Below are 25519 nucleotides of genomic sequence, written 5' to 3' on the forward strand. Positions count from 1 at the left end.
ATATAGAATCCGTCGAAAAAACGGACAGGCGCCTGGGGATAAGTTCCAGTACGCCATCGGGGCAGTTCTCATGTGCAACCAGGCCACATCAGGTGCAGATCGAGAGGCCCTCTAGGAAGGAAACCACTCTGAACCTGCTATTGGGGCATGCGAATGCAACTCACTGACAAAGTAATCATTATCACTGGCGGTTGCCAGGGTTTAGGCCGTTCCATGGCCGAGTATTTCGCGGGTAAAGGCGCGAAGCTGGCGCTGGTGGACCTGAACCAGGAAAAGCTCGACGACACCGTCGCGGCGTGCAAAGCCAAGGGCGTAGAGGCCCGGGCTTACCTGTGCAACGTCGCCAACGAAGAGCAAGTGACGCATATGGTCGCCCAAGTGGCCGAAGATTTCGGCGCGATTCATGGCCTGATCAACAACGCCGGCATCCTGCGCGACGGCCTGCTGCTGAAGGTCAAGGATGGCGAAATGACCAAGATGAGCCTGGCCCAATGGCAGGCGGTCATCGACGTCAACCTGACCGGCGTGTTCCTGTGCACCCGTGAAGTCGCGGCAAAAATGGTCGAGCTGAACAACAGCGGCGCGATCATCAATATCTCCTCGATCTCCCGAGCCGGCAACGTCGGCCAGACCAACTACTCCGCCGCCAAGGCTGGCGTGGCCGCGGCAACCGTGACCTGGGCCAAGGAACTGGCGCGATATGGCATTCGCGTGGCGGGCATCGCACCGGGCTTTATTGAAACCGAGATGACGTTGGGCATGAAGCCGGAAGCGCTGGAGAAGATGACGGCCGGGATTCCGCTCAAGCGCATGGGCAAACCGGAAGAGATCGCCCATTCGGCGGCGTACATTTTCGAGAACGACTACTACACCGGCCGGATTCTGGAAATGGATGGCGGGTTGCGGATCTAAGGCCACCCCTAAACCAATTCTAGGAGTGAGCCTGCTCGCGATGAGGGCTTAACATTCACCCTTGATGGTGACTGGTACACCGTTATCGTGAGCAGGCTCACTCCTACAGGGGATTGCGTTTCTTCAGTGATTTAGTCGTCGCTGATGGTGATGTTCGGCATTGCCGGTGATGCCGCTTCCTGCAACACAATCCGCGCGCCGACGTGGCGGGCGAGTTCCTGATACACCAGCGCAATAGGGCTGTCCGGCTCGGCGATCACCGTTGGCTTGCCGCCATCGGCCTGTTCGCGGATAGCCATTGCCAGCGGCAACGACGCCAGCAACTCGACGCCATACTGGTTGGCCAGCTTCACCCCACCGCCCTCACCAAACAAATGCTCGGCATGCCCGCAGTTTGAGCAGATGTGCACGGCCATGTTTTCCACCACGCCCAGCACCGGGATGTTGACCTTGCGGAACATCTCCACGCCTTTGCGCGCGTCCAGCAGCGCCAGGTCTTGCGGGGTGGTGACAATGACGGCACCGGCCACCGGGACTTTCTGCGCCAGGGTCAGCTGGATGTCACCGGTGCCTGGCGGCATGTCGATGACCAGGTAATCCAAGTCGCCCCAGGCGGTTTGCGTGACCAGCTGCAACAACGCGCCGGAGACCATCGGCCCGCGCCAGACCATCGGCGTGTTGTCGTCGGTCAGGAACGCCATCGACATCACTTCAACGCCATGGGATTCGATCGGCACGAACCACTTCTGATCCTTGATCTTCGGCCGGGTGCCTTCGGGGATGCCGAACATGATGCCCTGGCTTGGACCGTAGATGTCCGCGTCGAGAATCCCGACCTTGGCGCCTTCACGGGCCAGGGCCAGCGCGAGGTTGGCGGCAGTGGTGGATTTACCCACGCCGCCCTTGCCGGACGCCACGGCGACCACGTTCTTGACGTTGGACAGGCCCGGGATTTGCGCCTGAGCCTTGTGCGCGGCGATCACGCTGGTGATGTCAACGCGAGCGCTTGTCACGCCATCGAGGCCTTCGATCGCCATCTGCAGCATCTGCGACCAGCCACTTTTGAACAGACCGGCGGCGTAGCCCAGTTCCAGTTGCACGCTGACGCGATCGCCCTGGATGTCGATGCTGCGCACGCACCCGGCGCTGACCGGGTCCTGGTCCAAATAAGGGTCGGTGTATTGGCGAAGGACGGCTTCCACCGCTGCGCGATTGACGGCGCTCATGGGCAACTCCGATAGCAAGACTGGAAAATCAGGGGGGTATCCTAACCGTTCTAGGTCATGGACGGCATGCCCGCCGATGATTTGTGGCAAACACATCCCTGTGGCGAGGGAGCTTGCTCCCGCTCGGCTGCGCAGCAGTCGCAATCAGGTTGACGCGATCCTCCTGACAGAGCCGGGCTATAGGGTTTGGGGCGGCTTCGCCACCCAGCGGGAGCAAGCTCCCTCGCCACAAAAGCTCCTCAGCATCCAACTAATCCATAACTGCAGTTTTTTGCGATTGCCGCATATGGATACAGGCGCACGGGGTGAAAAATATGCGCCGGCGCTTTATAGTGGCCGACCTCCGTTTCATCAAGTAGCCGAGCCCCATGTCCGAGCCACGCAAGATCCTCGTCACCAGCGCCCTGCCCTATGCCAATGGTTCGATCCATCTTGGCCACATGCTGGAATACATCCAGACCGATATGTGGGTGCGCTTCCAGAAGCACCGCGGCAACCAATGCATTTATGTCTGCGCCGACGACGCCCATGGTTCGGCCATCATGCTGCGCGCGGAAAAGGAAGGCATCACCCCGGAACAATTGATCGCCAACGTCCAGGCTGAACACAGCGCCGACTTTGCCGAGTTCCTGGTGGACTTCGACAACTTCCACTCCACTCACGCTGAAGAAAACCGTGAGCTGTCGAGCCAGATCTACCTGAAGCTGCGCGACGCCGGGCACATCGCCCAGCGCTCGATCACGCAGTACTTCGACCCGGAAAAGAAAATGTTCCTGGCCGACCGCTTCATCAAGGGCACCTGCCCGAAATGCGGCACTGAAGACCAATACGGCGACAACTGCGAAAAATGCGGTGCAACCTACGCGCCGACCGACCTGAAGGATCCGAAGTCGGCGATCTCTGGCGCCACCCCGGTGCTCAAGGATTCCCAGCACTTCTTCTTCAAGCTGCCGGACTTCCAGGACATGCTGCAAGCCTGGACCCGCAGCGGTACGTTGCAAGAAGCCGTGGCGAACAAGATCGCCGAATGGCTGGATGCCGGTCTGCAACAGTGGGACATTTCCCGCGACGCGCCGTACTTCGGCTTCGAAATCCCCGACGAGCCGGGCAAGTACTTCTATGTCTGGCTGGACGCGCCGATCGGCTACATGGCCAGCTTCAAGAACCTTTGTGACCGCCGTCCGGAACTGGATTTCGACGCGTTCTGGGGCAAGGATTCCACCGCCGAGCTGTACCACTTCATCGGCAAGGACATCGTCAACTTCCACGCCCTGTTCTGGCCAGCCATGCTCGAAGGCGCCGGTTTCCGTAAGCCGACCGGCATCAACGTGCACGGCTACCTGACCGTCAACGGTCAGAAAATGTCCAAATCCCGCGGCACCTTTATCAAGGCCCGGACTTACCTGGACCACCTGTCGCCGGAATACCTGCGTTACTACTACGCGGCCAAGCTGAGCCGTGGTGTTGATGACCTGGACCTGAACCTCGAAGATTTCGTGCAGAAGGTCAACTCCGACCTGGTCGGCAAAGTCGTCAACATCGCCAGCCGTTGCGCCGGCTTTATCCACAAGGGTAACGGCGGTGTGCTGGTGGCCGGCAACGCCGCACCAGAACTGACCGAAGCGTTCCTCGCCGCAGCGCCGAGCATCGCCGAAGCCTATGAGGCTCGCGACTTCGCCCGTGCCATGCGCGAGATCATGGGCCTGGCCGACCGTGCCAACGCCTGGATCGCTGACAAGGCGCCGTGGTCGCTGAACAAACAGGAAGGCAAGCAGGACGAAGTCCAGGCGATCTGCGCCTTGGGCGTCAACCTGTTCCGCCAACTGGTGATCTTCCTCAAACCGGTGCTGCCGTTGCTGGCCGCCGACGCCGAGGCGTTCCTGAACGTCGCACCGCTGACCTGGAATGACCACGCGACCTTGCTCAGCAACCATCAGCTGAACGAGTTCAAGCCGTTGATGACCCGTATCGACCCGGTAAAAGTGCAAGCCATGAGCGATGCCTCGAAAGAAGACCTGACCGCCAGCGCAACCGACACTGGCGATGCTGCGCCCGCCGGCAACGGTGAACTGGCCAAGGATCCGCTGTCACCGGAGATCGAGTTCGACGCCTTTGCAGCGGTCGACCTGCGCGTCGCCTTGATCGTCAAGGCTGAACACGTGGAAGGAGCCGACAAACTGCTGCGCCTGACCCTGGACATCGGTGACGAGCAACGCAACGTATTCTCCGGGATCAAGAGTGCTTATCCGGATCCGTCCAAGCTCAATGGTCGTCTGACCATGATGATCGCCAACCTCAAGCCACGGAAAATGAAGTTCGGCATCTCCGAAGGCATGGTGATGGCCGCTGGCCCTGGCGGGGAAGAAATCTACCTGCTCAGCCCCGACAGCGGCGCCAAGCCGGGTCAGCGCATCAAGTAAGGCTCTGCGGTAAATCGATCCCACAGTCGTGCCTGGCGCGGCTGTGGGATTTTCATATCTGGCCCCACCCTCCGTCCTTCCCGGATAATGCCTAAGCTTTTTAGACCGCTCCGTTAAAAAGCCCTCTTTCTACCGGCACGATCATGACCGAGATGTTTCTTACGCTTATCAGCGCTGCCCTGATCAACAACCTCGTGTTGCACTGGCCGCTGGGCGTCGATCCGCTGCTGGGCAGCGAGCGCGATCAGGTTCATGCATTGGGTATTGCGACGACGTGTCTGATGCTGATTGTCGGCATGTTGAGCTACTCGGCCTATCACTGGCTGCTGGTGCCGCTGGAACTGACCTCGCTGCGCCTTTTCGTGTTCCTGCCATTGAGCGTCCTGTTGATTGGCCCACTGCTGAAGTTGCTGTCGCGGTTACTGCCCAGGATTGCGTTCGATGGCCTCTGGCCGCTGCTGCTGGGCAATGCGGGCGTGCTTGGGCTGACATTGTTCAACACCACGCACGACCAGGGATTCTTTCATGCCACTGCCCTGTACCTCGGCGCCGGGCTGGGGTTCTGGCTGGTGCTGAGTCTGTTCAGCGACTTGCGCCAGCGCACTCTCGATAACGATGTCCCCCTGCCCTTTCGTGGCCTGCCGATCGAGTTGATCGGCGCCGGACTGATCGCAGTGGCTTTTCTCGGATTCAGCGGGCTGATCAAAACATGAGTCTGATTCAACGCATCGACGCCATCTTGCCCCAGACCCAATGCGGCAAGTGCGGCCATCCCGGATGCAAGCCTTACGCCGAAGGTATCGCCAGCGGCGAGCCGATCAACAAGTGCCCGCCAGGGGGCAGCGAAACCATCTCGGCGCTGGCTGCGTTGCTGAAAGTACCGGTGCTGGAACTGGACGTCAGTCGCGGCTCGGCACCGGCGCAGATCGCTTACATCCGCGAAGCCGAATGCATCGGTTGCACCAAGTGCATCCAGGCGTGCCCGGTGGATGCCATCGTCGGCGCTGCCAAATTGATGCACACGGTGATCATCGACGAATGCACCGGTTGCGACCTGTGTGTCGCGCCGTGCCCGGTGGATTGCATCGAAATGCGGCCACTGCCCTTGGCCACGGTGCTGCCGATTGTCGGTGGCCTGGCGTTCAGCCTTGAGGAACAACAGGCGCGCACCGCCAAACGCAATCATGCGCGGCGTCGCTTCGAACAGCGCAACGCCCGCTTGCGCCGTGAGGAAGAGCAGAAGCTCGCCGAACGCCAGGCCCGCGCCCAACGCGCCGTGCAGCACAACGAAGTGCCGACGCTCGACCCGGTTCAGGCCGCGCTTGAGCGAGTGCGCGCGCAGAAAGCGGCAAACGCCGATGCAGCGTTGAAAAAAGCCAAGATCGACCTGGCGATGAGTCGTGCGCAACTGAACAAGTCGCTCAAGGCGTTCGGACATCCGCCGACCTTCGAGCAGCAGTCGCAACTGATCGTGCTGCAACAGCAGTTCGAAGTGGCGGAGCAAGCATTGGCGAAGCTGGAAAGCAGCGCGCCGTCAATCCCGGCACCGGCACCGGCCGCACCAGCGAAGGATGCCGAACTGAAACGGGCGAAGATCCAGCTGGCCATGCGCCGCGCCGAACTCAACAAGGCGCGAACCGGCGAAGCTTCGGCTGAACAGATTGCAGCGCTGGAACGCGCGGTGACGGACGCCGAGCGTCAGGTGGATGCCTATGTCGCCCCTTGAATCGGTGGACGAGCGCCTTCAGCAGGCCATGAAGCTGGTGTTGCTGGCCACGGTGCCGGGGATGCTGGCGCTGTTCTGGTTATATGGCTGGGGCGTATTGATCAACCTGATGCTGGCGATCGTGACCGCATTGGCGGTTGAAGCCGCGGTATTGCAACTGCGCAAGCAATCGATCAAACCGACCTTGAGCGATGGCAGCGCCCTCGTCAGCGCGACGTTGCTGGCCCTGGCCCTGCCTCCTTATTGCCCATGGTGGCTGACGGTCAGTGCGGTGGCGTTCGCGTTGCTCGGCAAACACCTATACGGTGGCGTCGGCAAGAATCCGTTCAACCCGGCGATGCTCGGTTTTGCCCTGGTGCTGGTGACCTTTCCCCAGCACATGACCCTGTGGCCGTCGTCCCACGGCATGAGTCTGCTCGGTGGCTTGCAACAGATCTTCGGCTTCGGCCAGGCGCCAGATGCCTGGGTCCAGGCCACGGCGCTGGACAGCCTGCGGATCAACAAAAGCCTGACCATGGATGAACTCTTCGTGAGCAACGCGGCGTTTGGCCATTTTGGCGGACGCGGTGTGGAATGGGTCAATCTGGCCTTTCTCGCCGGCGGCGCGTTTCTTCTGCAACGGCGGGTGTTCACCTGGCACGCCCCGGTCGGCATGCTCGCCAGCCTGTTCATCATCAGCCTGCTGTGCTGGAACGGTTCGGGCTCCGACTCCCATGGCTCGCCGCTGTTTCACCTGCTAACCGGCGCGACCATGCTGGGTGCATTCTTTATTGCCACCGAGCCGGTGTCCGGCGCGAAAAGCCCCGGTACCCGACTGTTGTTCGGTGCCGGCGTGGGATTATTGACCTACCTGATTCGTACCTGGGGCGGTTACCCGGACGGCCTGGCGTTTGCCGTGTTGCTGATGAACCTTTGCGTCCCGGCGCTGGAGCGGTTAGTTGCGTCCAGGCAGGAGCAGATTGCCCCATGAACCGAGCGACGAGCGTTGTGTGTCTGGTGCTGCTGGCCGGGCTGGGGATTGGCGTGACGTACTTCGTGCAACACGCCAGCGAACCGCGCATCAGTGCGCAACAGCGCTCGATCGACAGCCGCAACCTGCTGGACCTGCTACCGCCAGACAGCTACGACAATCAACCGCTGGACCAGCCACTCGCCCTCGAAAGCATCCGGCTACCAAACAGCACGCTGCTGGGCGGCTATCTGGCGACTAAGGCCGGCCATCCGAGCGTGGTATTGCTGCGCAGCCAGACCCTGGGTTACGAGGGCTCCATCGAGCTGCTGATCGCCATCGGCGCAAATGGCAAGTTGCTGGGGGTCAAGACCCTCAAGCAATCGGAAACCCCTGCACTGGGCGGCAAGATCGCAGACTGGCCCAATGCCTGGCTCCAGGTGTTTACCGGCAAGTCCCGAGCCGACCCCGGTGACACGGGCTGGGCCTTGAAAAAAGACCAGGGCCAATTTGATCAGATAGCGGGCGCGACCATTACTTCACGAGCGGTGATCAGTGCCGTTCATGACGTATTGCGTTTCTTCGACGAACACCCACAACAGCTGATCGGGAGCAGCGCGCATGAATAAGACATCGACACTGCGCAACGCTCTGATGCTTGCGCCTCTGATCGGCGCTACGGACGCCTGGCTGACCGCCCTCGGCCTGTGGCTGATGTTCTTCGTGGTGATCAATGCCTATGACGTCAGCATGGCCGCCCTGCGATCACGGCTGATCCCGTCCACTCGCTTGCTTGCGAGCATCCTGTTGGCCGCCACGTTAACCAGTTGCGCGGAATTGGCCGCGCAGGTCGGGTCACTTCAATGGCATCAGCACGTGGGGATTTATGCAGGATTGATCGCCGTGCAATGCGTGGCGCTGGAACACAATGGTTTTTTCCAGGAGTCGCGGCTTGATCGCCTGCGCTTGTGTGGCCTGTTTGGCGCGCTGATGGTGAGCCTAGGCCTGCTGCGCGAGGTCATTGGCAACGGTGGCCTGCACCTGGCCACGCTGGTCCCTGGCGGATTCATTCTCTTGGGACTGCTGATCGCCGTCTGGCAGGCCTGGCACCGACCGACTCCCTTACACTGATCGATTTCGAGGAAACGCACTGTCCATGAATGCCGCAAAACGTCTGGAAATTTTCCGCAGGCTTCACGAAGACAACCCGGAACCGAAGACCGAACTGGCTTATTCCTCGCCGTTCGAATTGCTGATTGCCGTCATTCTGTCCGCCCAGTCGACCGATGTCGGCGTGAACAAGGCCACCGCCAAACTCTACCCCGTGGCCAATACGCCGGCGGCGATTCATGCCTTGGGGGTCGAAGGGCTGTCGGAATACATCAAGACCATCGGCCTGTTCAACAGCAAAGCGAAAAACGTGATCGAAACCTGTCGTTTGCTGGTGGAGCGCCATGACGGCGAGGTTCCGCAAACCCGAGAGGAACTGGAAGCGCTGCCCGGCGTCGGCCGCAAGACCGCCAACGTGGTGCTCAATACCGCCTTCCGGCAACTGACCATGGCCGTGGACACCCACATTTTCCGGGTCAGCAACCGCACAGGCATTGCACCGGGCAAAAACGTGGTCGAGGTGGAGATGAAGCTGATGAAGTTTGTCCCCAAGCAATACCTGCTCGATTCACACCATTGGCTGATCCTTCATGGACGCTACGTTTGCCTCGCCCGCAAGCCTCGTTGCGGGAGCTGCCGGATCGAAGACCTGTGCGAATACAAGCAAAAGACCTCGGACGATTGAGGCGCTATTAGATTTATTGATCCATCGATTGAAAAAATCTTTTTTACCCGCCGGGAGTTTGTCGATATAAGGAGCGCCAAAGGCAGTCTTAGCCTGGAGTTAACTTTATGAGCACTGGCAAAGAGCAATTGGACGTAGAAGACGACTTCACACCCGTTGAGGCCGATGAAGCTGAACCGGTGGTTGAAGTGGCAAAGACCAACCTGAGCAAACGCCGCACCATCGACAATCTGCTGGAGGAGCGCCGACTGCAAAAGCAATTGGCCGATTACGATTTTGACCTTTGACACCTAAAAGCCTCCCGAAACGGAGGCTTTTTACTGAGTGCCGATCCCTGATGAACGCCCTTTCATCGCGCCTCGTCAATCGCCAGTGGGTTCATACCAGTCCATTACGTTGAGCGAGTTCGATCAGATCAACCAAAGAGCGAGCATTGAGTTTCAACAACAGGCGTGTCTTGTAAGTACTGACCGTTTTATTGCTGAGAAACATTCCATCGGCAATCTCCTTGTTTGTCTTTCCTCGAGCCAACTGTTGCAACACCATCATTTCGCGCCCGGACAGACGATCCACCATATCGGCTTCACTGGCATTCCCGAGACTGGAGCGAACGGTGTGCAGCGCTTGATTCGGAAAGTAGCTGTAGCCCGAGAGTACGGCTTTTATCGCACTGAGCAACTCAGTGAGATCCTGTTGTTTGCAGACATACCCGGCGGCCCCCGATTGCATGCAACGCATGGAAAAATGTCCAGGGGCCTGAGAGGTCAATATCAGCACTTTAAGAGGCATCGCCGTTGATGTCAGACGCGCAATGACTTCCAACCCGTCCAGCTTCGGTATTCCAATATCCAGAATGACAATATCCGGCATAAGTTCGCGGGCAAGTTGTAACGCATCCACACCGTTATCTGTTTCTGCAATGACTTCGTAGCCATGGCGCTCCATCAGCATACGTACCGCAAGACGAATGACGGGGTGATCATCCACGATCAGCACTTTATTCATGGGCAAGTCCAATTCCGCTGTTCGAATTTTTAGAGCCCGCACAATAGCCTAGTCGTTTCATCCATGGCATGCCGGCCCCCTCGGCCACCCGCAGCGAGAGACATTCCCTACAAACAAGCAGGACATGTCTTACAAAAATCACACGAATACTGTGTGTCTTAAATTTTACCGCCCCGTCAGCGCGGTGCTTTTAAAACTGTTTTTGTATCGATTTACATCAGGAAATCAAAGAAACCAGCGGCTGGCCGAAGGGTCCGACAAACGCTGGCGATTGAGCTACGCTTAAAAAGTAACCGATATTGTCAAGCCAACATTCACACCTGTTCGTTAAAATCCAGACTTACCCACTAAACCCATTACAACAGGCCTTACATCAAGCAACACTTCAGAAACAGCATTTAACCTTAAACTTATTAAAACAAGAACAACAAAAATACCCGAAGCTAAAACAATACAGCTACTATGACACCCATTAATTAACCAACTAAAAGGACGCCACCAAAACAGCAGACTATCTTCCCGACTACAGCGATTTACCAAAACCCGAAACCTCTCCATAAATCGATCGAGAACAGACAATCTTTCATGAGCAAACAACATGAGCAAACTCAAAACAAGAATCTCCAACCCCATGACAATCATTGCGATATTCGCAACACTGTCTGAAACTTCAGCGGCTATTTCTCTTCCCTTTCTCGACAATAAGGAACGAGAGATCTACATCTGGTTTCTTATCAGCTTCCCCTTTTACTTGCTCTTTCTATTCTTCGTCACACTCAACTTCAACTATCGATCGCTTTACGCGCCCTCTGATTTTGAGAAAGGCAAGCATTTCATCAAGGCCATGGCCGATGTCGATCACTCGCAAGTCAATACACCCGAGCATTTGGAGCACCACTTACGCGCAACGGTGTTGCTAAAGGATCTGCACATCGTCGATGCACGATGGATGAGCAACAAAATGGACTTCAACACCTTGATGGAAAAGGCCCAGCAACCACAGGAAAATCCTGCGCGCGTGATCGTGTTTCTCACGTGTACTGATTCAGAAGCATTGTTGAAGGAAGGCGCACTCAAGCATTCGAAACAGACCAGGAAACGCAGCAGCACGACGTTCTGGGTTGCTTACAATCTGAGCTCACATGGCATGACGACTATGGCTTGAGTACCGATAGCAGAAGAAAGCTCTCGAAGGACAATCGGAGAGCAAAAGCAGACGAAAGCTTATTTGTAACAACAACAAGAATGTTGAAACATGATACCCGGCAGGATAAATCCCTCTTTTCAGAATTGTGGCCTTGTCACCGACAAGGCCACATTTCCATTACCGTCGTTGCAGCTTCAAAGGTCTCAGAAAAGCTTCCGGCCTTTGTTCGCAGCAATGCGCATGCGCAAGGCGTTGAGCTTGATAAAGCCCGCCGCGTCGGCCTGGTTGTAGGCGCCGCCGTCTTCTTCGAAGGTCGCGATGTTGGCATCGAACAACGATTCGTCGGACTTGCGACCGGTGACGATCACATTGCCCTTGTACAGCTTCAGGCGCACAACACCGTTCACGTGTGCCTGGGACGCATCGATCATCTGTTGCAACATCAGACGCTCAGGGCTCCACCAGTAACCGGTGTAGATCAGGCTGGCGTATTTAGGCATCAGCTCGTCTTTGAGGTGAGCCACTTCGCGGTCCAGGGTGATCGATTCGATCGCACGGTGCGCGCGCAGCATGATGGTGCCGCCAGGGGTTTCGTAGCAGCCACGGGACTTCATGCCCACGTAACGGTTCTCGACGATGTCGAGACGGCCGATACCGTGTTCGCCACCGATACGGTTCAGGGTCGCCAGCACGGTGGCCGGGGTCATTTCGACGCCGTCCAGTGCCACGATGTCGCCGTTGCGGTAGGTCAGTTCCAGGTACTGTGCCTTGTCAGGAGCGTTCTCCGGAGAGACGGTCCATTTCCACATGTCTTCTTCGTGCTCGGTCCAGGTGTCTTCCAGCACGCCGCCTTCATAGGAGATGTGCAGCAGGTTGGCATCCATCGAGTACGGAGATTTTTTCTTGCCATGGCGCTCGATCGGGATGTTGTGCTTTTCAGCATAATCCATCAGCTTTTCACGGGAGAGCAGGTCCCATTCGCGCCACGGAGCGATCACTTTCACCCCGGGCTTCAAGGCGTAGGCGCCCAGTTCGAAACGAACCTGGTCGTTACCCTTGCCGGTGGCGCCGTGGGAAATGGCGTCAGCGCCGGTTTCGTTGGCGATTTCGATCAGGCGTTTGGCGATCAACGGACGAGCGATGGAAGTACCCAGCAGGTACTCGCCTTCGTAAACGGTGTTGGCGCGGAACATCGGGAAAACGAAATCGCGCACGAATTCTTCGCGCAAATCGTCGATGTAGATCTCTTTCACGCCCATGGCCTGAGCCTTGGCGCGTGCAGGTTCGACCTCTTCGCCCTGACCCAGGTCAGCGGTAAAGGTCACCACTTCACAGTTATAAGTATCCTGCAGCCACTTGAGGATCACCGAAGTGTCCAGGCCGCCGGAATACGCCAGAACGACCTTGTTTACGTCCGCCATGCCATCACTCCACGGGGTTCTACGGAAAGCCGTGAAGTCTACCGGTCATACGGAATAATTTACAGAGGCGCGACAGCTTATGACGACGAAGCGACAGATTCTGTCGAGCGAGCGACGAATTCAGCGAACTCAGGAGGTCGCCGAAGAGCTTCCCGGCGTCGTGGTTTGAGGCGCGACTTTCTCGGTCGGGGCCACCCGCTCCAGGCGCACGGCGACCCGACGATTCTTCGCGCGGTTGGTCGCGTTGGTGTTCGGCGCCACAGGGTAGCGCTCACCGTGGAAACGCAGGGTGACCTGCGATTCCTGAATGCCATTGGCTTTGAAATAGTCCATTACCGCCAACGCCCGACGGCGTGACAGCTCGCGGTTGGTCAGGCGATTGCCGCTGTTGTCGGAGTGTCCGTCGAGTTCGATGTGATTGACCGTCGGATCCGCCTTCATGAACTCCAGCATCACCTGCAACTGCGCCTTGGCTTGCGGATCGAGATCGAAGCCTTCACCCGGGAAGCCGATCTCGGACTGTTTGACCTGCTCGAAATTCTTCGGCAGCAGTTTCGCCACGCAGCCCTGATAGTCGTTGAAGGCCTTACTGAACTTGACCGGCAACAGGCGCACTTCAGAGACGCGGCCATCGCCAGAGGAATGCCGGATGACCGGACTGCGGCCGTCCATCAACCCGCTGATCAGGCGTCCGGCCTGAACTTGCGAACTGTTGAACAACACGTTGCCGCTGCCGATTCTCACCGAACCCAGGTTGATGTCGCCACGTCCCGGTTGCCACGGCGCAGCGGCCGCCAGCAGGGTCGCTGAACCGCCGCCGATCATCGCGTTGTAGGCTTTGAGACGAAACGTCGCCTGCTCGCCGGCGCGGCGCACGAATTCACCCGAACCGAAATCGGTGATCGGTTGAGTCAGGCGGCATTCGAACTTGTCACCTTCGACCGTCCACTCGATGCTCTCCAGACGTGTCTGGAAAGTGAGCGCCATCGCAGGGAGGCTGGCAAACACACTGAGCAAGGCTAAATAACGCTGGCGCACGGGAGGCTCCACTGGCTTCTACAACAAAAAGACCGACACACATATTTCCGGCATACCTGTTGGATATCGGAAGCTTCCTGCAAAACTTGATAGCGAGTGCCTGAGAGAGTCTTTTCCGGTAGCATTCCCCAGAGTTTGACCCGCCTGGAATCCCCTCATGTCCGACCGCCTGACCCTGCTGCGTCCCGACGACTGGCATATTCATCTTCGCGATGGTGCTGTGTTGACCAATACCGTTGCGGATGTCGCGCGCACCTTTGGTCGCGCCATCATCATGCCCAACCTGGTACCTCCGGTGCGTAACGCCGCTGAAGCCGACGCCTATCGCCAGCGGATTCTCGCTGCACGCCCGGCCGGCAGTCGTTTCGAACCGTTGATGGTGCTGTACCTGACCGATCGTACCCAGCCCGAAGAAATTCGCGAGGCCAAGGCCAGCGGCTTCATTCACGCTGCCAAGCTGTACCCGGCCGGCGCGACCACCAACTCGGACTCTGGCGTCACCAGTATCGACAAGATCTTCCCTGCACTCGAGGCCATGGCCGACGTCGGGATGCCCTTGTTGATTCACGGTGAAGTCACCCGCGGCGATGTCGATGTGTTCGACCGCGAAAAAATCTTCATCGATGAGCATATGCGTCGTGTGGTCGAGCGTTTCCCGACGCTCAAAGTGGTGTTTGAACACATCACCACCGCGGACGCCGTGCAGTTCGTCAATGAGGCTTCGGCCAACGTTGGCGCGACCATCACCGCGCATCACCTGCTGTACAACCGCAATCACATGCTGGTGAGCGGGATTCGGCCGCACTTCTATTGCCTGCCGATACTCAAGCGCAATACCCACCAGGAAGCCCTGCTCGACGCCGCCACCAGCGGCAGCGACAAGTTCTTCCTCGGCACCGACTCGGCACCTCACGCCCAGCACGCCAAAGAAGCGGCTTGCGGCTGTGCCGGCTGCTACACCGCTTATGCGGCGATCGAGATGTACGCCGAAGCCTTCGAACAACGCAACGCGCTGGACAAGCTCGAAGCCTTCGCCAGCCTCAACGGCCCGCGCTTCTACGGCCTGCCGGTGAACACCGATCGCATCACCCTGGTCCGCGATGAGTGGACCGCCCCAACCAGCCTGCCATTTGGCGAGCTGACCGTAATCCCGCTGCGCGCCGGTGAAAAACTGCGCTGGCGCCTGCTGGAGGAACACGCGTGAGTGAAGACCATTTCGACGACGAACAGGACGGTCAAGGCGGCGGAGGTGGTTCGCGCCACCCGATGGCTGAGCGCTTCCGTGGGTACCTGCCAGTTGTTGTCGACGTTGAAACCGGTGGTTTCAACTCTGCCACTGACGCCCTGCTGGAGATCGCCGCGACCACGATCGCCATGGATGAAAAAGGCTTTGTGTACCCCGATCACACCTATTTCTTCCGTGTCGAACCTTTTGAAGGCGCGAACATTGAAGCGGCCGCGCTGGAGTTCACCGGGATCAAACTCGATCACCCGCTGCGCATGGCGGTGAGCGAGGAAGCAGCCCTGACCGATATTTTCCGCGGTATCCGCAAGGCCCTGAAAGCCAACGGCTGCAAACGGGCGATTCTGGTCGGGCACAACAGCAGCTTCGACCTGGGTTTCCTTAACGCTGCTGTCGCACGCCTGGACATGAAACGTAACCCGTTTCATCCATTCTCCAGTTTCGATACCGCGACCCTCGCTGGCCTGGCTTACGGTCAAACCGTGCTGGCCAAGGCTTGCCAGGCGGCGGACATCGACTTCGACGGTCGAGAGGCTCACTCGGCGCGCTACGACACCGAGAAGACGGCCGAGCTGTTCTGCGGCATCGTCAATCGCTGGAAACAAATGGGCGGCTGGGAAGACTTCAACGACTGATTCCGGTCGCTGGGTTTATCCCGCCCATAAAAAAACCGGCCTCATCGGCCGGTTTTTTTATGCCTGACGCTTGGGCTTACAGCGCCGCAGCGTTCTCGGTCAGGTAAGCCGCGACGCCTTCGGTCGAAGCGGTCATGCCTTTGTCGCCTTTTTTCCAGTTGGCAGGGCAAACTTCGCCGTGCTCTTCGTGGAATTGCAGCGCGTCGACCAGACGGATCAGCTCTTCCATGTTACGGCCCAGCGGCAGGTCGTTGATGATCTGCGAACGGACAATGCCTTTGTCGTCGATCAGGAACGCGCCACGGAAAGCCACACCGCCTTCGGACTCAACGTCGTAGGCCTTGGCGATTTCGTGCTTCATGTCGGCAGCCATGGTGTAACGAACCTGGCCGATACCGCCATTGTTCACCGGAGTGTTGCGCCATGCGTTGTGGGTGAAGTGCGAATCGATCGACACCGCGACCACTTCTACGTTACGCGCCTTGAAGTCAGCCATACGGTTGTCCAGAGCGATCAGCTCGGATGGGCAAACGAAAGTGAAGTCCAGTGGGTAGAAGAACACCAGGCCGTATTTTCCTTTGATGGCCGAGGACAAGGTGTAGCTGTCTACGATTTCGCCATTGCCGAGGACGGCAGGTACGGTGAAGTCCGGGGCTTGTTTGCCTACGAGTACGCTCATTGAATATCTCCTGGTCTATATATCGTGAAGAACTGGGTTCGCGTCAGCCTGCCACCCTCAGGCGACAGCCCTGTGACACGACCCCCTTCGCAAGGACCGACCATCATACACGGCGTTTTTCAGCTGTCCTCAACGGTTTTTCATCGGCGCACCAAATTGGCCATCGCGGCAGGTAATGGCAGATGCCTGGATGAAAACCGTTCGTCAGTCATACGCGCTTATAACGCAAAGCTTTCAGAAACCACTTTGACAATCATTCTCGTTAACATTAAGATCCATCGCAACTGAGTCACCACCAGCGACGGTTCTTAGCTTATGTATGTTTGCCTCTGCACTGGCGTCACCGACGGTCAAATCCGCGATGCAATCTATGAAGGTTGCTGCAGCTACAAGGAAGTCCGTCAGGCTACCGGCGTAGCCAGCCAATGCGGTAAATGCGCCTGCCTTGCCAAGGAAGTGGTGCGTGAAACCCTGACCAAATTGCAATCGACCCAGGCTGCGATTCCTTTCCCTGTAGAATTTACTGCCGCGTAAATACCGTATTCCAAAGAACCGGACTTGATGTCCGGTTTTTTTATGTCTGGAAATCAACCGCTTACGCTCTAGACGCGGAACACAAACATTCTTATTCCGATTAATTTTCACTTAAGTTTCAATAACTTAGGTTTGACACTCTTAGTTGTGCGGCTCAAACTCTGCTTTATAGACAGCTAATACAGGGCAGGACCCCATCATGAAAGGCGACATTACAGTCATCCAGCATCTCAACAAGATCCTTGCCAATGAGCTGGTCGCGATCAATCAATACTTTCTGCATGCGCGCATGTACGAAGATTGGGGTCTGAACAAGCTCGGCAAGCACGAATACCACGAATCCATCGACGAGATGAAACACGCGGACAAGCTGATCAAGCGCATCCTGTTTCTCGAAGGCCTGCCGAACGTCCAGGACCTAGGCAAGCTGCAGATCGGCGAACACACCCAGGAAATGCTTGAGTGCGACCTGCGTATCGAAAAAACCGGTCATGCCGACCTCAAGGTTGCCATCGCTCATTGCGAAACCGTTGGTGACTTCGGTAGCCGTGAATTGCTCGAAGATATCCTTGAGTCCGAAGAAGAACACATCGACTGGCTGGAAACCCAACTGGGCCTGATCGATAAAGTCGGTCTTGAGAACTATCTGCAATCGCAGATGGGCGAAGAGTAAGTTAGCGCCTGCTGAACTCGAGACATAAAAAAGCCCCGCACTCTTTTATAGAGGCGGGGCTTTTTAATGCCCCTGTAGGAGCGAAGCTTGCTCGCGAAAGCGGTAGTCCAGTCAACTTATGTGCTGAATGTTGTACCGCTTTCGCGAGCAAGCTTCGCTCCTACAGGTACCGGGTCAGGCTTCGGTCTTGTTGGCAGCAGCCGCTTCAACAGCCGCCTTGATCGTGGTCTGCAACGAACCGTCACCAGCCATCTCAGTCATGATGTCGCTACCGCCGACCAGCTCACCACCGACCCACAGTTGCGGGAAGGTTGGCCAGTTGGCGTATTTCGGCAGGTTGGCGCGGATTTCCGGGTTCTGCAGGATGTCCACGTAAGCAAACTTTTCACCACATGCCATCACGGCCTGCGCGGCTTTCGCGGAGAAGCCACACTGCGGGGCATTCGGCGAACCTTTCATGTAAAGCAGAATGGTGTTGTTAGCAATCTGCTCTTTAATCGTTTCGATGATATCCATGGAGCACCTCGGCTGAACTTTCCGACTCAGAGGTCGGCACGGTGGCGCATTGTAACGGAAACCCGAGCGCCATGCTCGGTCTCCCCGATAGACACAATCAAGCCGCCGCCACCGTTACCGGAACACCGTTCAACGCCGCATTCCCCGACAACTCGTCGAGCTGACATTCATCGGTCAAGTCATTGGCGCTGGAGCCCGGTTGACTACTGGCGATCGTCATCTGCACGCCCGGACGCGCATGGCCCCAGCCGTGAGGCAGGCTGACCACGCCTTTCATCATGTCCAGGCTGGCGACCACCTCCACTTCGATCACGCCGACCCGCGAACTGACACGCACGCGCTGCCCATCACCGAGTCCACGGCTAGCCAGGTCATCCGGGTGCATCAGCAATTGATGACGCGGCTTGCCCTTCACCAGACGGTGATAGTTGTGCATCCACGAGTTGTTGCTGCGCACATGGCGACGACCAATCATCAGCAATTCGTCGGCGGCCGGTGCTTGCAGCGCGGCGAAGCGGGCCAGGTCGGCGAGAATCGCAGCCGGCGCGGCCTGGACTCGCTGATTGGCAGTTTTCAGGCGTAGCGCCAGGTTTGATTTGAGCGCGCCCAGATCGACGCCGTGCGGGTGATCGAACAGCGTCGCCAACGAAAGCTTGTGCTCCGAGGCATCGCCATACAGCCCCATCCGCAGCCCACGATCGATCATCTGCGCCGGTGCAATGGTCGGTTTCAGCTCCTTGCCGGTCTTCGCCGCGAACGCCTGAGCCAGACCGACAAAGATCTCCCAGTCATGCAACGCGCCTTCTGGCTTCGCCAAAATCGCCCGATTGAAACGGGTTACGTTTCGCACCGCGAACATGTTGAACGTGGTGTCGTAGTGGTCGTTTTCCAGTGCCGAAGTCGACGGCAGGATCAGGTCGGCATAACGCGTGGTTTCATTGATGTAAAGGTCGATGCTGACCATGAACTCCAGACCGTCCAGCGCCTGCTCCAACTGCCGGCCATTGGGCGTGGACAGCACCGGATTGCCGGCCACGGTGATCAGCGCACGGACCTGCCCTTCCCCGCCCGTCAGCATCTCTTCAGCCAGCGCCGACACCGGCAACTCGCCGCCGTACTCGGGACGCCCGGACACGCGGCTCTGCCACAGATTGAAATGCCCGCCCGACGTCGAGGCCACCAGGTCCACCGCAGGTTCGGTGCACAACGCACCGCCGACGCGGTCGAGGTTGCCGGTGACCAGGTTGATCAATTGCACCAGCCAATGACACAGCGTGCCGAAGGCCTGGGTCGAAACCCCCATCCGGCCATAGCACACCGCTGTCGGCGCCGCCGCGAAATCCCGGGCCAGTTGGCGAATCTGTTCTGCCGGCACCGCGCACAAGGGGCTCATGGTGTCGGCAGTGAATGTGGCGATCGCCTGACGGACTTCATCCAGACCGTCTACCGGCAAATGGCTGTCGCGGGTCAGGCCTTCGGCGAACAAGGTATTGAGCAACCCGAACAACAGCGCCGCATCGCCACCGGGGCGCACGAACAGATGCTGATCGGCCATCGCTGCCGTTTCGCTGCGGCGCGGATCGACCACCACCACTTTTCCGCCCCGGGCCTGAATTGCCTTCAGGCGCTTCTCCACATCCGGCACGGTCATGATGCTGCCATTGGAGGCCAGGGGATTGCCACCGAGGATCAACATGAAATCGGTGTGGTCGATGTCCGGAATCGGCAGCAGCAGACCGTGGCCGTACATCAAATGGCTGGTCAGGTGATGAGGCAACTGATCGACCGAGGTCGCGGAAAACCGATTGCGGGTTTTCAGCAGGCCCAGGAAATAATTGCTGTGGGTCATCAACCCATAGTTGTGCACGCTGGGGTTGCCTTGATAAACCGCCACCGCGTTCTGGCCGTGATGCTCCTGAATCGCCGCCAGACGTTCGGCGACAAGGCTGAAGGCGTCTTCCCACTCGATAGGCTGCCATTCGCTGCCCACTCGCAACATCGGTTGACGCAGGCGATCCGGATCGCTCTGGATGTCTTGCAGGGCAACCGCCTTGGGGCAGATGTGCCCACGACTGAACGTGTCCAGCGGGTCGCCCTTGATTGAGGTGATCTGCACGCCATTGCCTTCGACCTCGGAGGTCTCGATGGTCAGGCCGCAGATGGCTTCACACAGGTGGCAGGCACGGTGATGGAGAGTCTTGGTCATGGCCAGTCTCTTTTGTTCTGGGCGGGCAATATCGGCCGCGGGAACAAAACTATGGCGCGTGACCCGCGACTGCGCCAGCGACGTTCGTCTTGTGAATCGGCGACCATCAGGCCAGCCGATGACCACGCACCCTCAGTTCGGCGGCAACCTGGGCGGCGCCTGCAACTGGATCTCCTGAATGGTTTCGATCTGTTCCTGGGCGATGTGTATGCCGGTGAGCTCGCCGATCAGTCGCCAATGCTCGTCGAGCCCGGTGCTGATGGTTGCCATGCGATCGATCATGCGTCGACCGGCCGCCTTGGTCACTTCGTCTTCACTGCGCATCAATTCGAAGGACATCGACGTCATGGAAGCGGTGAGGTGGGTCAAGGAGCGGGCCGTGAGGCCAAGTAATTCCATTAATAGCGGTTCTTTCGATTCCATTCCGAAGGCTTCCTGCGTCACTCGTGAGTTAGTTATAACCCAGCACTTTGCATTAGCAAATGTTTCATCCAAGACACGGTGACCGCCGGCGCCTTGAACAACAGACAAGACACGAAACGACCTTGTCAAAAAATACGTACGAGCACACAGACAGACTTACTGCGGTTGAGAAATCTTCGACGCCTTCTTTTTTAGAGGTGAGGTCAAGGCCGTCCAGATTCCGCCGACCGCCAGCCAAAGCATCACGCCGGACCCGATCAGGATGATCGCTTTCTGGTTTGCCAGGATGCCCAGTTGATGAGGCTCGGCTTGATAGACCTGCAAAGCGATATCAACGACGCTCACCACGGTGAACCACGCCACCACCAGGGCAGCTCCATGCTTCAGGTCCGGCGTCGATCGCGCGAGTAGCGAAGCCCCCAGGTAGATTCCAATTGCGACCAATCCCCCCACTACCAAAAGCTGGGTCGAATCAATCTGCAATCGCGTCATCCCTGAAATTCTTCACGCCGATAAAAGCGCCGACGATGGCGCCAACCACTGCGCTCGGAACGCCTGGGTAAATCGTACTTGCGATAATCGCGAAGCCCATGACCGTAGAAATCACAGCCATATCGAACGCCGGTGAAACACGACGAAGACGTGTAAGGCCAGTGTGTCTGGGTTTATTGATCGCCATACAGCGCTCCCTCCCTGGGAGTGTTTGACTTTGCTCAGTCGAGAATCCGCAACGGGGCAGATATTACCTGAGCGCAGTCCGATACCCGGCACCCGAAAACGTAACAGCAAACAACTCCGCGAGTTTGTAACGGGGCCCGGAGACCGATGTCCGGCGGTCTTTCATCCTTCGCCGGATATCGAGCCAGACACGGCATTTATTGCAATCGAGCTTCGGCAACGTGTACAAATGCTGCTCTCCACCTCGCAGCGCGGATCGCGTTGTAAAGCTTGAAACATGTTGGACGCCGTAAAAAAAGCCTCCTATTGGAAAAACGCGACATTTAATGTCAATATCGCGCCTCCCCCTATTTCGTCGCCCCGTGCGGCTTACGCCGCAGGTCTCGCCCGTTTTTCAGTTAAACAAGGCTTTGAGTATCTGCGGTCTGTTGCAAAAAGGTAGTCAATGATGAGCGCAAGGCACTTTCTCTCCCTGATGGATTGCACGCCCGAAGAGCTGGTCAGCGTGATCCGTCGAGGCGTTGAGCTCAAGGACCTGCGTAACCGCGGCGTACTGTTCGAGCCTCTGAAAAACCGCGTACTCGGGATGATTTTCGAGAAGTCCTCGACCCGCACCCGTATTTCGTTCGAAGCCGGCATGATCCAGCTCGGTGGCCAGGCCATCTTCCTGTCACCACGCGACACGCAACTGGGCCGTGGCGAGCCGATCGGCGACTGCGCCATCGTGATGTCGAGCATGCTCGACGCCGTGATGATCCGCACCTTTGCCCACAGCACCCTGACCGAATTCGCCGCCAATTCCCGCGTTCCAGTGATCAACGGCCTGTCCGATGACCTGCATCCGTGCCAGTTGCTGGCCGACATGCAGACGTTCCTCGAACATCGCGGCTCGATCCAGGGCAAGACCGTGGCCTGGATCGGCGACGGTAACAACATGTGCAACAGCTATATAGAAGCGGCGATCCAGTTCGACTTCCAGTTGCGCATTGCTTGCCCTGAAGGTTTTGAGCCCAGCCCCGAGTTTGTGGCAAAGGCCGGCGATCGGGTCACCATCGTCCGCGATCCGAAGGACGCCGTGCGCGGCGCCCACCTGGTGAGCACCGACGTCTGGACCTCCATGGGCCAGGAAGAAGAAACCGCCAAGCGCCTGAAGCTGTTCGCGCCGTTCCAGGTGACCCGCGCCCTGCTCGACCTGGCTGCCGAGGATGTGCTGTTCATGCACTGCCTGCCGGCCCACCGTGGCGAGGAAATCAGCCTCGACGTACTCGATGACAAGCGCTCCGTCGCGTGGGATCAAGCGGAAAACCGTCTTCACGCACAAAAGGCCCTGCTCGAGTTTCTCGTCCCGCCTTCGTATCACCACGCATGAGCCATCCATTACTGCTCAACCTGCGCAACCTCGCCTGCGGCTATCAGGACCAGCGAGTCGTGCAGAACCTCAACCTGCATTTGAATGCCGGTGACATCGGTTGCCTGCTGGGCTCCTCGGGCTGCGGCAAGACCACCACGCTACGGGCGATTGCCGGTTTCGAACCGGTGCACGAAGGTGAAATCACCCTGGCGGGCGAGACCCTCTCACGCCCCGGCTTCACCCTCGCCCCGGAAAAACGCCGGATCGGCATGGTGTTCCAGGACTACGCGCTGTTTCCGCATTTGAGCGTGGCCGAGAACATCGCCTTCGGGATCCGCAAGCACCCGCAAAAGGATCGCGTCACCGAAGAACTGCTGGAACTGGTCAACCTGAAAAACCTCGGCAAGCGCTTCCCGCACGAGTTGTCCGGCGGCCAGCAGCAGCGTGTCGCACTGGCCCGCGCACTGGCACCGGAACCGCAATTGCTGTTGCTCGACGAACCGTTCTCCAACCTCGATGGCGAACTGCGACGCAAGCTCAGCCATGAGGTGCGCGACATCCTCAAAGCCCGTGGCACCAGCGCAATTCTGGTGACCCACGACCAGGAAGAAGCGTTCGCGGTGAGCGATCACGTCGGGGTGTTCAAGGAAGGTCGGCTGGAACAATGGGACACGCCCTACAACCTGTACCACGAACCACTGACGCCGTTTGTGGCCAGCTTCATTGGCCAGGGTTATTTCATCCGCGGCCAGCTGAGCAGCCCCGAGTCGGTGCAGACCGAATTAGGTGAGTTGCGCGGTAATCGTGCCTACACCTGGCCCGTGGGCGGTGCGGTGGACGTGTTGCTGCGACCGGACGATATCGTTTATGCACCCGACAGCAGTTTGAAGGCGCGGATTGTCGGCAAGTCCTTCCAGGGAGCCTCGACGTTGTACCGTTTGCAATTGCCGACCGGGGCGCAGCTGGAGTCGATTTTCCCGAGCCATGCCGATCATCAAGTCGGCGCCGAGGTGGGTATTCGAGTCGCGGCCGAACACCTGGTGTTGTTCCAGGCATCGGGCAGCACGGCGGCGCAGATTCCGGCGGTAGAGTCCGGTGTCCGCCGCTACAGCACCGCCAGCTGACTAAAAAATCTGTAGGAGCGAGGCTTGCCCGCGAAGGCGTCAGGCCTGCCAAAAAAGGTGTCGACTGACACGACGCCTTCGCGGGCAAGCCTCGCTCCTACAGAAATCGATCGAAAATCAGAAAATCAGAAAATCAGAAAATCAGAAAATCAGAAAATCAGAAAATCAGAAAATCAGAAAATCAGAAAATCAGAAAATCATCCGAGCATTAGCGCTCCACTCGCAACCAGCGTCGCATTCCCGCCAATCTTCACCCGATCCCCTTCCAGCCGGCAAAACAACTCCCCGCCTCGCTTCGAGCACTGAAACGCCGTGAGGCTTGACTTGCCCAATCGCCTCGACCAATACGGAATCAAACTGCAATGGGTCGAACCGGTCACCGGGTCCTCATGAATACCGATCGCCGGAGCGAAGTACCGCGACACAAAATCATGCTTGCCTCCCTTGGCGGTGACGATTGCGCCCGGCCACGGCAGTTTGGCCAGGGCGATCATGTCTGGCTGACAATCGAGCACAGCCTGCTCGGACTCCAGCACGACAAACAATTCATTTGAACCCAGCACATCGACCACTTCGACGCCCAAGGCGCGCTCGACATCCAGTGTCACACCCACTTCAGACGGCACGATGGCCGGGAAATCCAGCCACAGGCGCCCACCCTCACGGCTCACACTCAATGGGCCGGACTTGCAGATGAACTCCAGGCGCTCCACCGGCTCCTTATAGATTTCAAACAATACATACGCGCTGGCCAGGGTCGCATGACCGCACAACGGCACTTCAGTCGTCGGGGTAAACCAGCGAATGTGCCAGCCCTGCCCTTCGCGCACCAAGAAGGCGGTCTCGGCCAGATTGTGCTCGGCGGCAATCTTCTGCATCAACTCATCGGCGAGCCAGGCCTCAAGCCGATACACCATCGCCGGGTTACCACTGAACGGTCGATCACTGAACGCATCGACTTGATGGAACTCAAGCTGCATAACCTTCTCCCTGATTCAGGCGCGGCCAATATCGGCGAACGTTGCCTGAGTGTGCTCGGCCAGCACCGCCGGCGCCAATTCAACTTCCAGACCGCGCCGACCGGCGCTGACGAAAATGGTCGAAAAGGGCTGAGCAGAGTTATCGATAAACGTGCGCAAGCGCTTCTTCTGCCCCAACGGACTGATCCCGCCCAACAGATAACCCGTCGCACGTTGCGCAGCGGCAGGATCGGCCATTTCGACTTTTTTCACGCCCGCCGCGTGAGCCAGGTGCTTCAAGTCCAGACTTCCGACGACCGGCACCACCGCCACCAGCAACTCACCTTTCTCACTGGCCGCCAGCAGCGTCTTGAACACTTGCGTCGGGTTCAGCCCCAGTTTCTCCGCAGCCTCCAGCCCATAGGAAGCGGCCTTAGGATCATGTTCATAACTGTGCACGCGATGTTCGGCTCGAACTTTTTTCAACAAATCCAATGCGGGGGTCATGGCAGCTCCAGACTGGGCGGCAGTAGAAAAATTCTGCGCTGGATTCTAGGACATTGATCGGCAAAAGGCTCTATTGCGCCACTGTTTCACGGTTTGGCAGCGTCGCCTGCCACTCGTCCGTGATCGACCCGCCGCGTGAACGATACGATCATTCACGTGACTAATAGTTGAATTGTGACTGACAGTTCACTTTCGACCTTTGACAGCAGCGTTTCTTGTCTATATTTTTTCGAATCTGAATACTGTACGAATGTGTCATCGCAGCACCCAGCAGCAGACCGAGAACAGGATGGGGATTCTGCCTCGGTGGAAAACGCGCTTTGGCCATGACGAAAGAAGCGCCGGACAACAA

General features: G+C 58.1%; 28 protein-coding genes. 16 read left to right on the forward strand and 12 right to left on the reverse strand.

What is annotated here, in order from left to right; all coding sequences use genetic code 11:
* Window positions 1–153 precede the first annotated feature (153 nt).
* A complete protein-coding gene (locus ACA068_RS23185; RefSeq protein WP_077749886.1) occupies window positions 154–912 on the forward strand; it encodes an SDR family oxidoreductase in 759 nt (252 codons plus the stop codon).
* 131 nt (window positions 913–1043) lie between these two features.
* Here the strand turns inward: ACA068_RS23185 and apbC are convergent, their stop codons facing one another.
* Window positions 1044–2138, reverse strand: a complete 1095-nt coding sequence (apbC, locus tag ACA068_RS23190; protein WP_497305062.1) for an iron-sulfur cluster carrier protein ApbC — start codon at window positions 2136–2138, stop codon at window positions 1044–1046.
* Window positions 2139–2506: 368 nt separating this feature from the next.
* On the opposite strand from apbC, the gene metG reads away from it, so the two are divergent.
* From metG to ACA068_RS23230, 8 genes are all read left to right on the forward strand, one after another.
* The gene (metG, locus tag ACA068_RS23195; protein ID WP_497305063.1) at window positions 2507–4558 is read left to right on the forward strand and encodes a methionine--tRNA ligase; all 2052 of its coding nucleotides are present in this window, start codon (window positions 2507–2509) and stop codon (window positions 4556–4558) included.
* A gap of 143 nt (window positions 4559–4701) precedes the next feature.
* On the forward strand, window positions 4702–5271 hold the full coding sequence (locus ACA068_RS23200; protein ID WP_497305065.1) for an Rnf-Nqr domain containing protein: 570 nt from the start codon (window positions 4702–4704) through the stop codon (window positions 5269–5271).
* Window positions 5268–6284: an electron transport complex subunit RsxB gene (rsxB, locus tag ACA068_RS23205; protein WP_497305067.1), complete on the forward strand. Its 1017-nt coding sequence runs from the start codon at window positions 5268–5270 to the stop codon at window positions 6282–6284. Before ACA068_RS23200 ends, rsxB begins: the two co-directional genes overlap by 4 nt.
* Complete coding sequence (locus ACA068_RS23210) at window positions 6271–7254, forward strand: RnfABCDGE type electron transport complex subunit D (RefSeq protein ID WP_497305069.1); 984 nt, start codon at window positions 6271–6273, stop codon at window positions 7252–7254. The genes rsxB and ACA068_RS23210 overlap by 14 nt, the downstream gene beginning before the upstream one ends.
* Entirely contained in the window at window positions 7251–7862 is a 612-nt protein-coding gene (locus tag ACA068_RS23215; protein ID WP_497305070.1) for an RnfABCDGE type electron transport complex subunit G, read from the forward strand. Before ACA068_RS23210 ends, ACA068_RS23215 begins: the two co-directional genes overlap by 4 nt.
* On the forward strand, window positions 7855–8364 hold the full coding sequence (locus ACA068_RS23220; protein WP_497305072.1) for an Rnf-Nqr domain containing protein: 510 nt from the start codon (window positions 7855–7857) through the stop codon (window positions 8362–8364). The genes ACA068_RS23215 and ACA068_RS23220 overlap by 8 nt, the downstream gene beginning before the upstream one ends.
* A gap of 25 nt (window positions 8365–8389) precedes the next feature.
* The gene (gene nth / locus ACA068_RS23225) at window positions 8390–9028 is read left to right on the forward strand and encodes an endonuclease III (protein WP_497305074.1); all 639 of its coding nucleotides are present in this window, start codon (window positions 8390–8392) and stop codon (window positions 9026–9028) included.
* Between the two features lie 107 nt (window positions 9029–9135).
* Window positions 9136–9315 (forward strand): PA3496 family putative envelope integrity protein, encoded by a 180-nt coding sequence (locus ACA068_RS23230; RefSeq protein WP_339556444.1) that lies wholly within the window; start codon window positions 9136–9138, stop codon window positions 9313–9315.
* A gap of 91 nt (window positions 9316–9406) precedes the next feature.
* Here ACA068_RS23230 and ACA068_RS23235 read toward each other — a convergent pair whose 3' ends face one another.
* Window positions 9407–10033, reverse strand: a complete 627-nt coding sequence (locus ACA068_RS23235) for a response regulator transcription factor (RefSeq protein WP_007943575.1) — start codon at window positions 10031–10033, stop codon at window positions 9407–9409.
* Window positions 10034–10631: 598 nt separating this feature from the next.
* Here ACA068_RS23235 and ACA068_RS23240 point away from each other — a divergent pair.
* The gene (locus ACA068_RS23240) at window positions 10632–11198 is read left to right on the forward strand and encodes a hypothetical protein (protein WP_497305076.1); all 567 of its coding nucleotides are present in this window, start codon (window positions 10632–10634) and stop codon (window positions 11196–11198) included.
* 185 nt (window positions 11199–11383) lie between these two features.
* On the opposite strand, the gene ACA068_RS23245 is transcribed toward ACA068_RS23240, so the two are convergent.
* A complete protein-coding gene (locus ACA068_RS23245; RefSeq protein WP_088422930.1) occupies window positions 11384–12601 on the reverse strand; it encodes an argininosuccinate synthase in 1218 nt (405 codons plus the stop codon).
* Window positions 12602–12730: 129 nt separating this feature from the next.
* A complete protein-coding gene (locus tag ACA068_RS23250; protein WP_497305078.1) occupies window positions 12731–13639 on the reverse strand; it encodes a flagellar protein MotY in 909 nt (302 codons plus the stop codon).
* Between the two features lie 157 nt (window positions 13640–13796).
* Between ACA068_RS23250 and pyrC the strand changes: the two genes are divergently transcribed.
* Together pyrC and rnt are read left to right on the forward strand one after the other, a co-directional pair.
* The gene (gene pyrC, locus ACA068_RS23255) at window positions 13797–14843 is read left to right on the forward strand and encodes a dihydroorotase (RefSeq protein ID WP_497305080.1); all 1047 of its coding nucleotides are present in this window, start codon (window positions 13797–13799) and stop codon (window positions 14841–14843) included.
* Entirely contained in the window at window positions 14840–15517 is a 678-nt protein-coding gene (gene rnt / locus ACA068_RS23260) for a ribonuclease T (protein ID WP_064679478.1), read from the forward strand. The genes pyrC and rnt overlap by 4 nt, the downstream gene beginning before the upstream one ends.
* 76 nt (window positions 15518–15593) lie before the next feature.
* Here the strand turns inward: rnt and ACA068_RS23265 are convergent, their stop codons facing one another.
* The gene (locus ACA068_RS23265; protein WP_109634439.1) at window positions 15594–16196 is read right to left on the reverse strand and encodes a peroxiredoxin; all 603 of its coding nucleotides are present in this window, start codon (window positions 16194–16196) and stop codon (window positions 15594–15596) included.
* Between the two features lie 315 nt (window positions 16197–16511).
* Between ACA068_RS23265 and ACA068_RS23270 the strand changes: the two genes are divergently transcribed.
* Both ACA068_RS23270 and bfr read left to right on the forward strand, forming a co-directional pair.
* Window positions 16512–16730 (forward strand): bacterioferritin-associated ferredoxin, encoded by a 219-nt coding sequence (locus ACA068_RS23270; RefSeq protein WP_497305082.1) that lies wholly within the window; start codon window positions 16512–16514, stop codon window positions 16728–16730.
* Between the two features lie 199 nt (window positions 16731–16929).
* Window positions 16930–17403, forward strand: coding sequence for a bacterioferritin (bfr, locus tag ACA068_RS23275; RefSeq protein WP_064679481.1), 474 nt, complete (start codon window positions 16930–16932; stop codon window positions 17401–17403).
* 174 nt (window positions 17404–17577) lie between these two features.
* On the opposite strand, the gene grxD is transcribed toward bfr, so the two are convergent.
* The 5 genes from grxD to ACA068_RS23300 form a co-directional block, all read right to left on the reverse strand.
* On the reverse strand, window positions 17578–17919 hold the full coding sequence (grxD, locus tag ACA068_RS23280) for a Grx4 family monothiol glutaredoxin (protein WP_497305083.1): 342 nt from the start codon (window positions 17917–17919) through the stop codon (window positions 17578–17580).
* Between the two features lie 97 nt (window positions 17920–18016).
* Window positions 18017–20125 carry a molybdopterin oxidoreductase family protein gene (locus ACA068_RS23285; protein WP_497305085.1) on the reverse strand — a complete coding sequence of 703 codons (2109 nt, stop codon included), beginning with the start codon at window positions 20123–20125 and terminating at the stop codon, window positions 18017–18019.
* Between the two features lie 132 nt (window positions 20126–20257).
* The gene (plzR, locus tag ACA068_RS23290) at window positions 20258–20548 is read right to left on the reverse strand and encodes a PlzR type 4 pili assembly inhibitor (RefSeq protein WP_497305087.1); all 291 of its coding nucleotides are present in this window, start codon (window positions 20546–20548) and stop codon (window positions 20258–20260) included.
* A 156-nt stretch (window positions 20549–20704) separates the two neighbouring features.
* Complete coding sequence (locus ACA068_RS23295) at window positions 20705–21040, reverse strand: hypothetical protein (protein WP_497305089.1); 336 nt, start codon at window positions 21038–21040, stop codon at window positions 20705–20707.
* Entirely contained in the window at window positions 21021–21227 is a 207-nt protein-coding gene (locus ACA068_RS23300; RefSeq protein WP_094470898.1) for a hypothetical protein, read from the reverse strand. The genes ACA068_RS23295 and ACA068_RS23300 overlap by 20 nt, the downstream gene beginning before the upstream one ends.
* 447 nt (window positions 21228–21674) lie before the next feature.
* Here ACA068_RS23300 and argF point away from each other — a divergent pair, with 447 nt between their 5' ends.
* Both argF and ACA068_RS23310 read left to right on the forward strand, forming a co-directional pair.
* Window positions 21675–22595: an ornithine carbamoyltransferase gene (gene argF, locus ACA068_RS23305; protein WP_497305091.1), complete on the forward strand. Its 921-nt coding sequence runs from the start codon at window positions 21675–21677 to the stop codon at window positions 22593–22595.
* On the forward strand, window positions 22592–23701 hold the full coding sequence (locus tag ACA068_RS23310) for an ABC transporter ATP-binding protein (protein WP_497305093.1): 1110 nt from the start codon (window positions 22592–22594) through the stop codon (window positions 23699–23701). The genes argF and ACA068_RS23310 overlap by 4 nt, the downstream gene beginning before the upstream one ends.
* Before the next feature lie 197 nt (window positions 23702–23898).
* On the opposite strand, the gene ACA068_RS23315 is transcribed toward ACA068_RS23310, so the two are convergent.
* Window positions 23899–24681, reverse strand: a complete 783-nt coding sequence (locus ACA068_RS23315) for a PhzF family phenazine biosynthesis protein (RefSeq protein ID WP_497305094.1) — start codon at window positions 24679–24681, stop codon at window positions 23899–23901.
* A 15-nt stretch (window positions 24682–24696) separates the two neighbouring features.
* A complete protein-coding gene (gene ybaK, locus ACA068_RS23320; RefSeq protein WP_497305096.1) occupies window positions 24697–25167 on the reverse strand; it encodes a Cys-tRNA(Pro) deacylase in 471 nt (156 codons plus the stop codon).
* Between the last annotated feature and the right edge of the window lie 352 nt (window positions 25168–25519).

The sequence above is a fragment of the Pseudomonas sp. LBUM1660 genome (genome assembly GCF_059695935.1).

What these genes read in the sequence shown, in the direction of transcription:
- ACA068_RS23210 (WP_497305069.1), top strand. Translation starts at nt 6,271, where the DNA reads ATGTCGCCCCTTGAATCGGTGGACGAGCGCCTTCAGCAGGCCATGAAG.
- rsxB (WP_497305067.1), top strand. Translation starts at nt 5,268, where the DNA reads ATGAGTCTGATTCAACGCATCGACGCCATCTTGCCCCAGACCCAATGC.
- ACA068_RS23230 (WP_339556444.1), top strand. Translation starts at nt 9,136, where the DNA reads ATGAGCACTGGCAAAGAGCAATTGGACGTAGAAGACGACTTCACACCC.
- bfr (WP_064679481.1), top strand. Translation starts at nt 16,930, where the DNA reads ATGAAAGGCGACATTACAGTCATCCAGCATCTCAACAAGATCCTTGCC.
- ACA068_RS23310 (WP_497305093.1), top strand. Translation starts at nt 22,592, where the DNA reads ATGAGCCATCCATTACTGCTCAACCTGCGCAACCTCGCCTGCGGCTAT.
- pyrC (WP_497305080.1), top strand. Translation starts at nt 13,797, where the DNA reads ATGTCCGACCGCCTGACCCTGCTGCGTCCCGACGACTGGCATATTCAT.
- ACA068_RS23285 (WP_497305085.1), bottom strand. Translation starts at nt 20,125, where the DNA reads ATGACCAAGACTCTCCATCACCGTGCCTGCCACCTGTGTGAAGCCATC.
- nth (WP_497305074.1), top strand. Translation starts at nt 8,390, where the DNA reads ATGAATGCCGCAAAACGTCTGGAAATTTTCCGCAGGCTTCACGAAGAC.
- ACA068_RS23300 (WP_094470898.1), bottom strand. Translation starts at nt 21,227, where the DNA reads ATGGCGATCAATAAACCCAGACACACTGGCCTTACACGTCTTCGTCGT.
- argF (WP_497305091.1), top strand. Translation starts at nt 21,675, where the DNA reads ATGAGCGCAAGGCACTTTCTCTCCCTGATGGATTGCACGCCCGAAGAG.
- ACA068_RS23265 (WP_109634439.1), bottom strand. Translation starts at nt 16,196, where the DNA reads ATGAGCGTACTCGTAGGCAAACAAGCCCCGGACTTCACCGTACCTGCC.
- grxD (WP_497305083.1), bottom strand. Translation starts at nt 17,919, where the DNA reads ATGGATATCATCGAAACGATTAAAGAGCAGATTGCTAACAACACCATT.
- ACA068_RS23215 (WP_497305070.1), top strand. Translation starts at nt 7,251, where the DNA reads ATGAACCGAGCGACGAGCGTTGTGTGTCTGGTGCTGCTGGCCGGGCTG.
- ACA068_RS23200 (WP_497305065.1), top strand. Translation starts at nt 4,702, where the DNA reads ATGACCGAGATGTTTCTTACGCTTATCAGCGCTGCCCTGATCAACAAC.
- ACA068_RS23185 (WP_077749886.1), top strand. Translation starts at nt 154, where the DNA reads ATGCAACTCACTGACAAAGTAATCATTATCACTGGCGGTTGCCAGGGT.
- apbC (WP_497305062.1), bottom strand. Translation starts at nt 2,138, where the DNA reads ATGAGCGCCGTCAATCGCGCAGCGGTGGAAGCCGTCCTTCGCCAATAC.
- ACA068_RS23245 (WP_088422930.1), bottom strand. Translation starts at nt 12,601, where the DNA reads ATGGCGGACGTAAACAAGGTCGTTCTGGCGTATTCCGGCGGCCTGGAC.
- metG (WP_497305063.1), top strand. Translation starts at nt 2,507, where the DNA reads ATGTCCGAGCCACGCAAGATCCTCGTCACCAGCGCCCTGCCCTATGCC.
- ACA068_RS23315 (WP_497305094.1), bottom strand. Translation starts at nt 24,681, where the DNA reads ATGCAGCTTGAGTTCCATCAAGTCGATGCGTTCAGTGATCGACCGTTC.
- plzR (WP_497305087.1), bottom strand. Translation starts at nt 20,548, where the DNA reads ATGGAATCGAAAGAACCGCTATTAATGGAATTACTTGGCCTCACGGCC.
- ACA068_RS23270 (WP_497305082.1), top strand. Translation starts at nt 16,512, where the DNA reads ATGTATGTTTGCCTCTGCACTGGCGTCACCGACGGTCAAATCCGCGAT.
- ACA068_RS23240 (WP_497305076.1), top strand. Translation starts at nt 10,632, where the DNA reads ATGAGCAAACTCAAAACAAGAATCTCCAACCCCATGACAATCATTGCG.
- ACA068_RS23235 (WP_007943575.1), bottom strand. Translation starts at nt 10,033, where the DNA reads ATGAATAAAGTGCTGATCGTGGATGATCACCCCGTCATTCGTCTTGCG.
- ACA068_RS23220 (WP_497305072.1), top strand. Translation starts at nt 7,855, where the DNA reads ATGAATAAGACATCGACACTGCGCAACGCTCTGATGCTTGCGCCTCTG.
- ACA068_RS23295 (WP_497305089.1), bottom strand. Translation starts at nt 21,040, where the DNA reads ATGACGCGATTGCAGATTGATTCGACCCAGCTTTTGGTAGTGGGGGGA.
- ybaK (WP_497305096.1), bottom strand. Translation starts at nt 25,167, where the DNA reads ATGACCCCCGCATTGGATTTGTTGAAAAAAGTTCGAGCCGAACATCGC.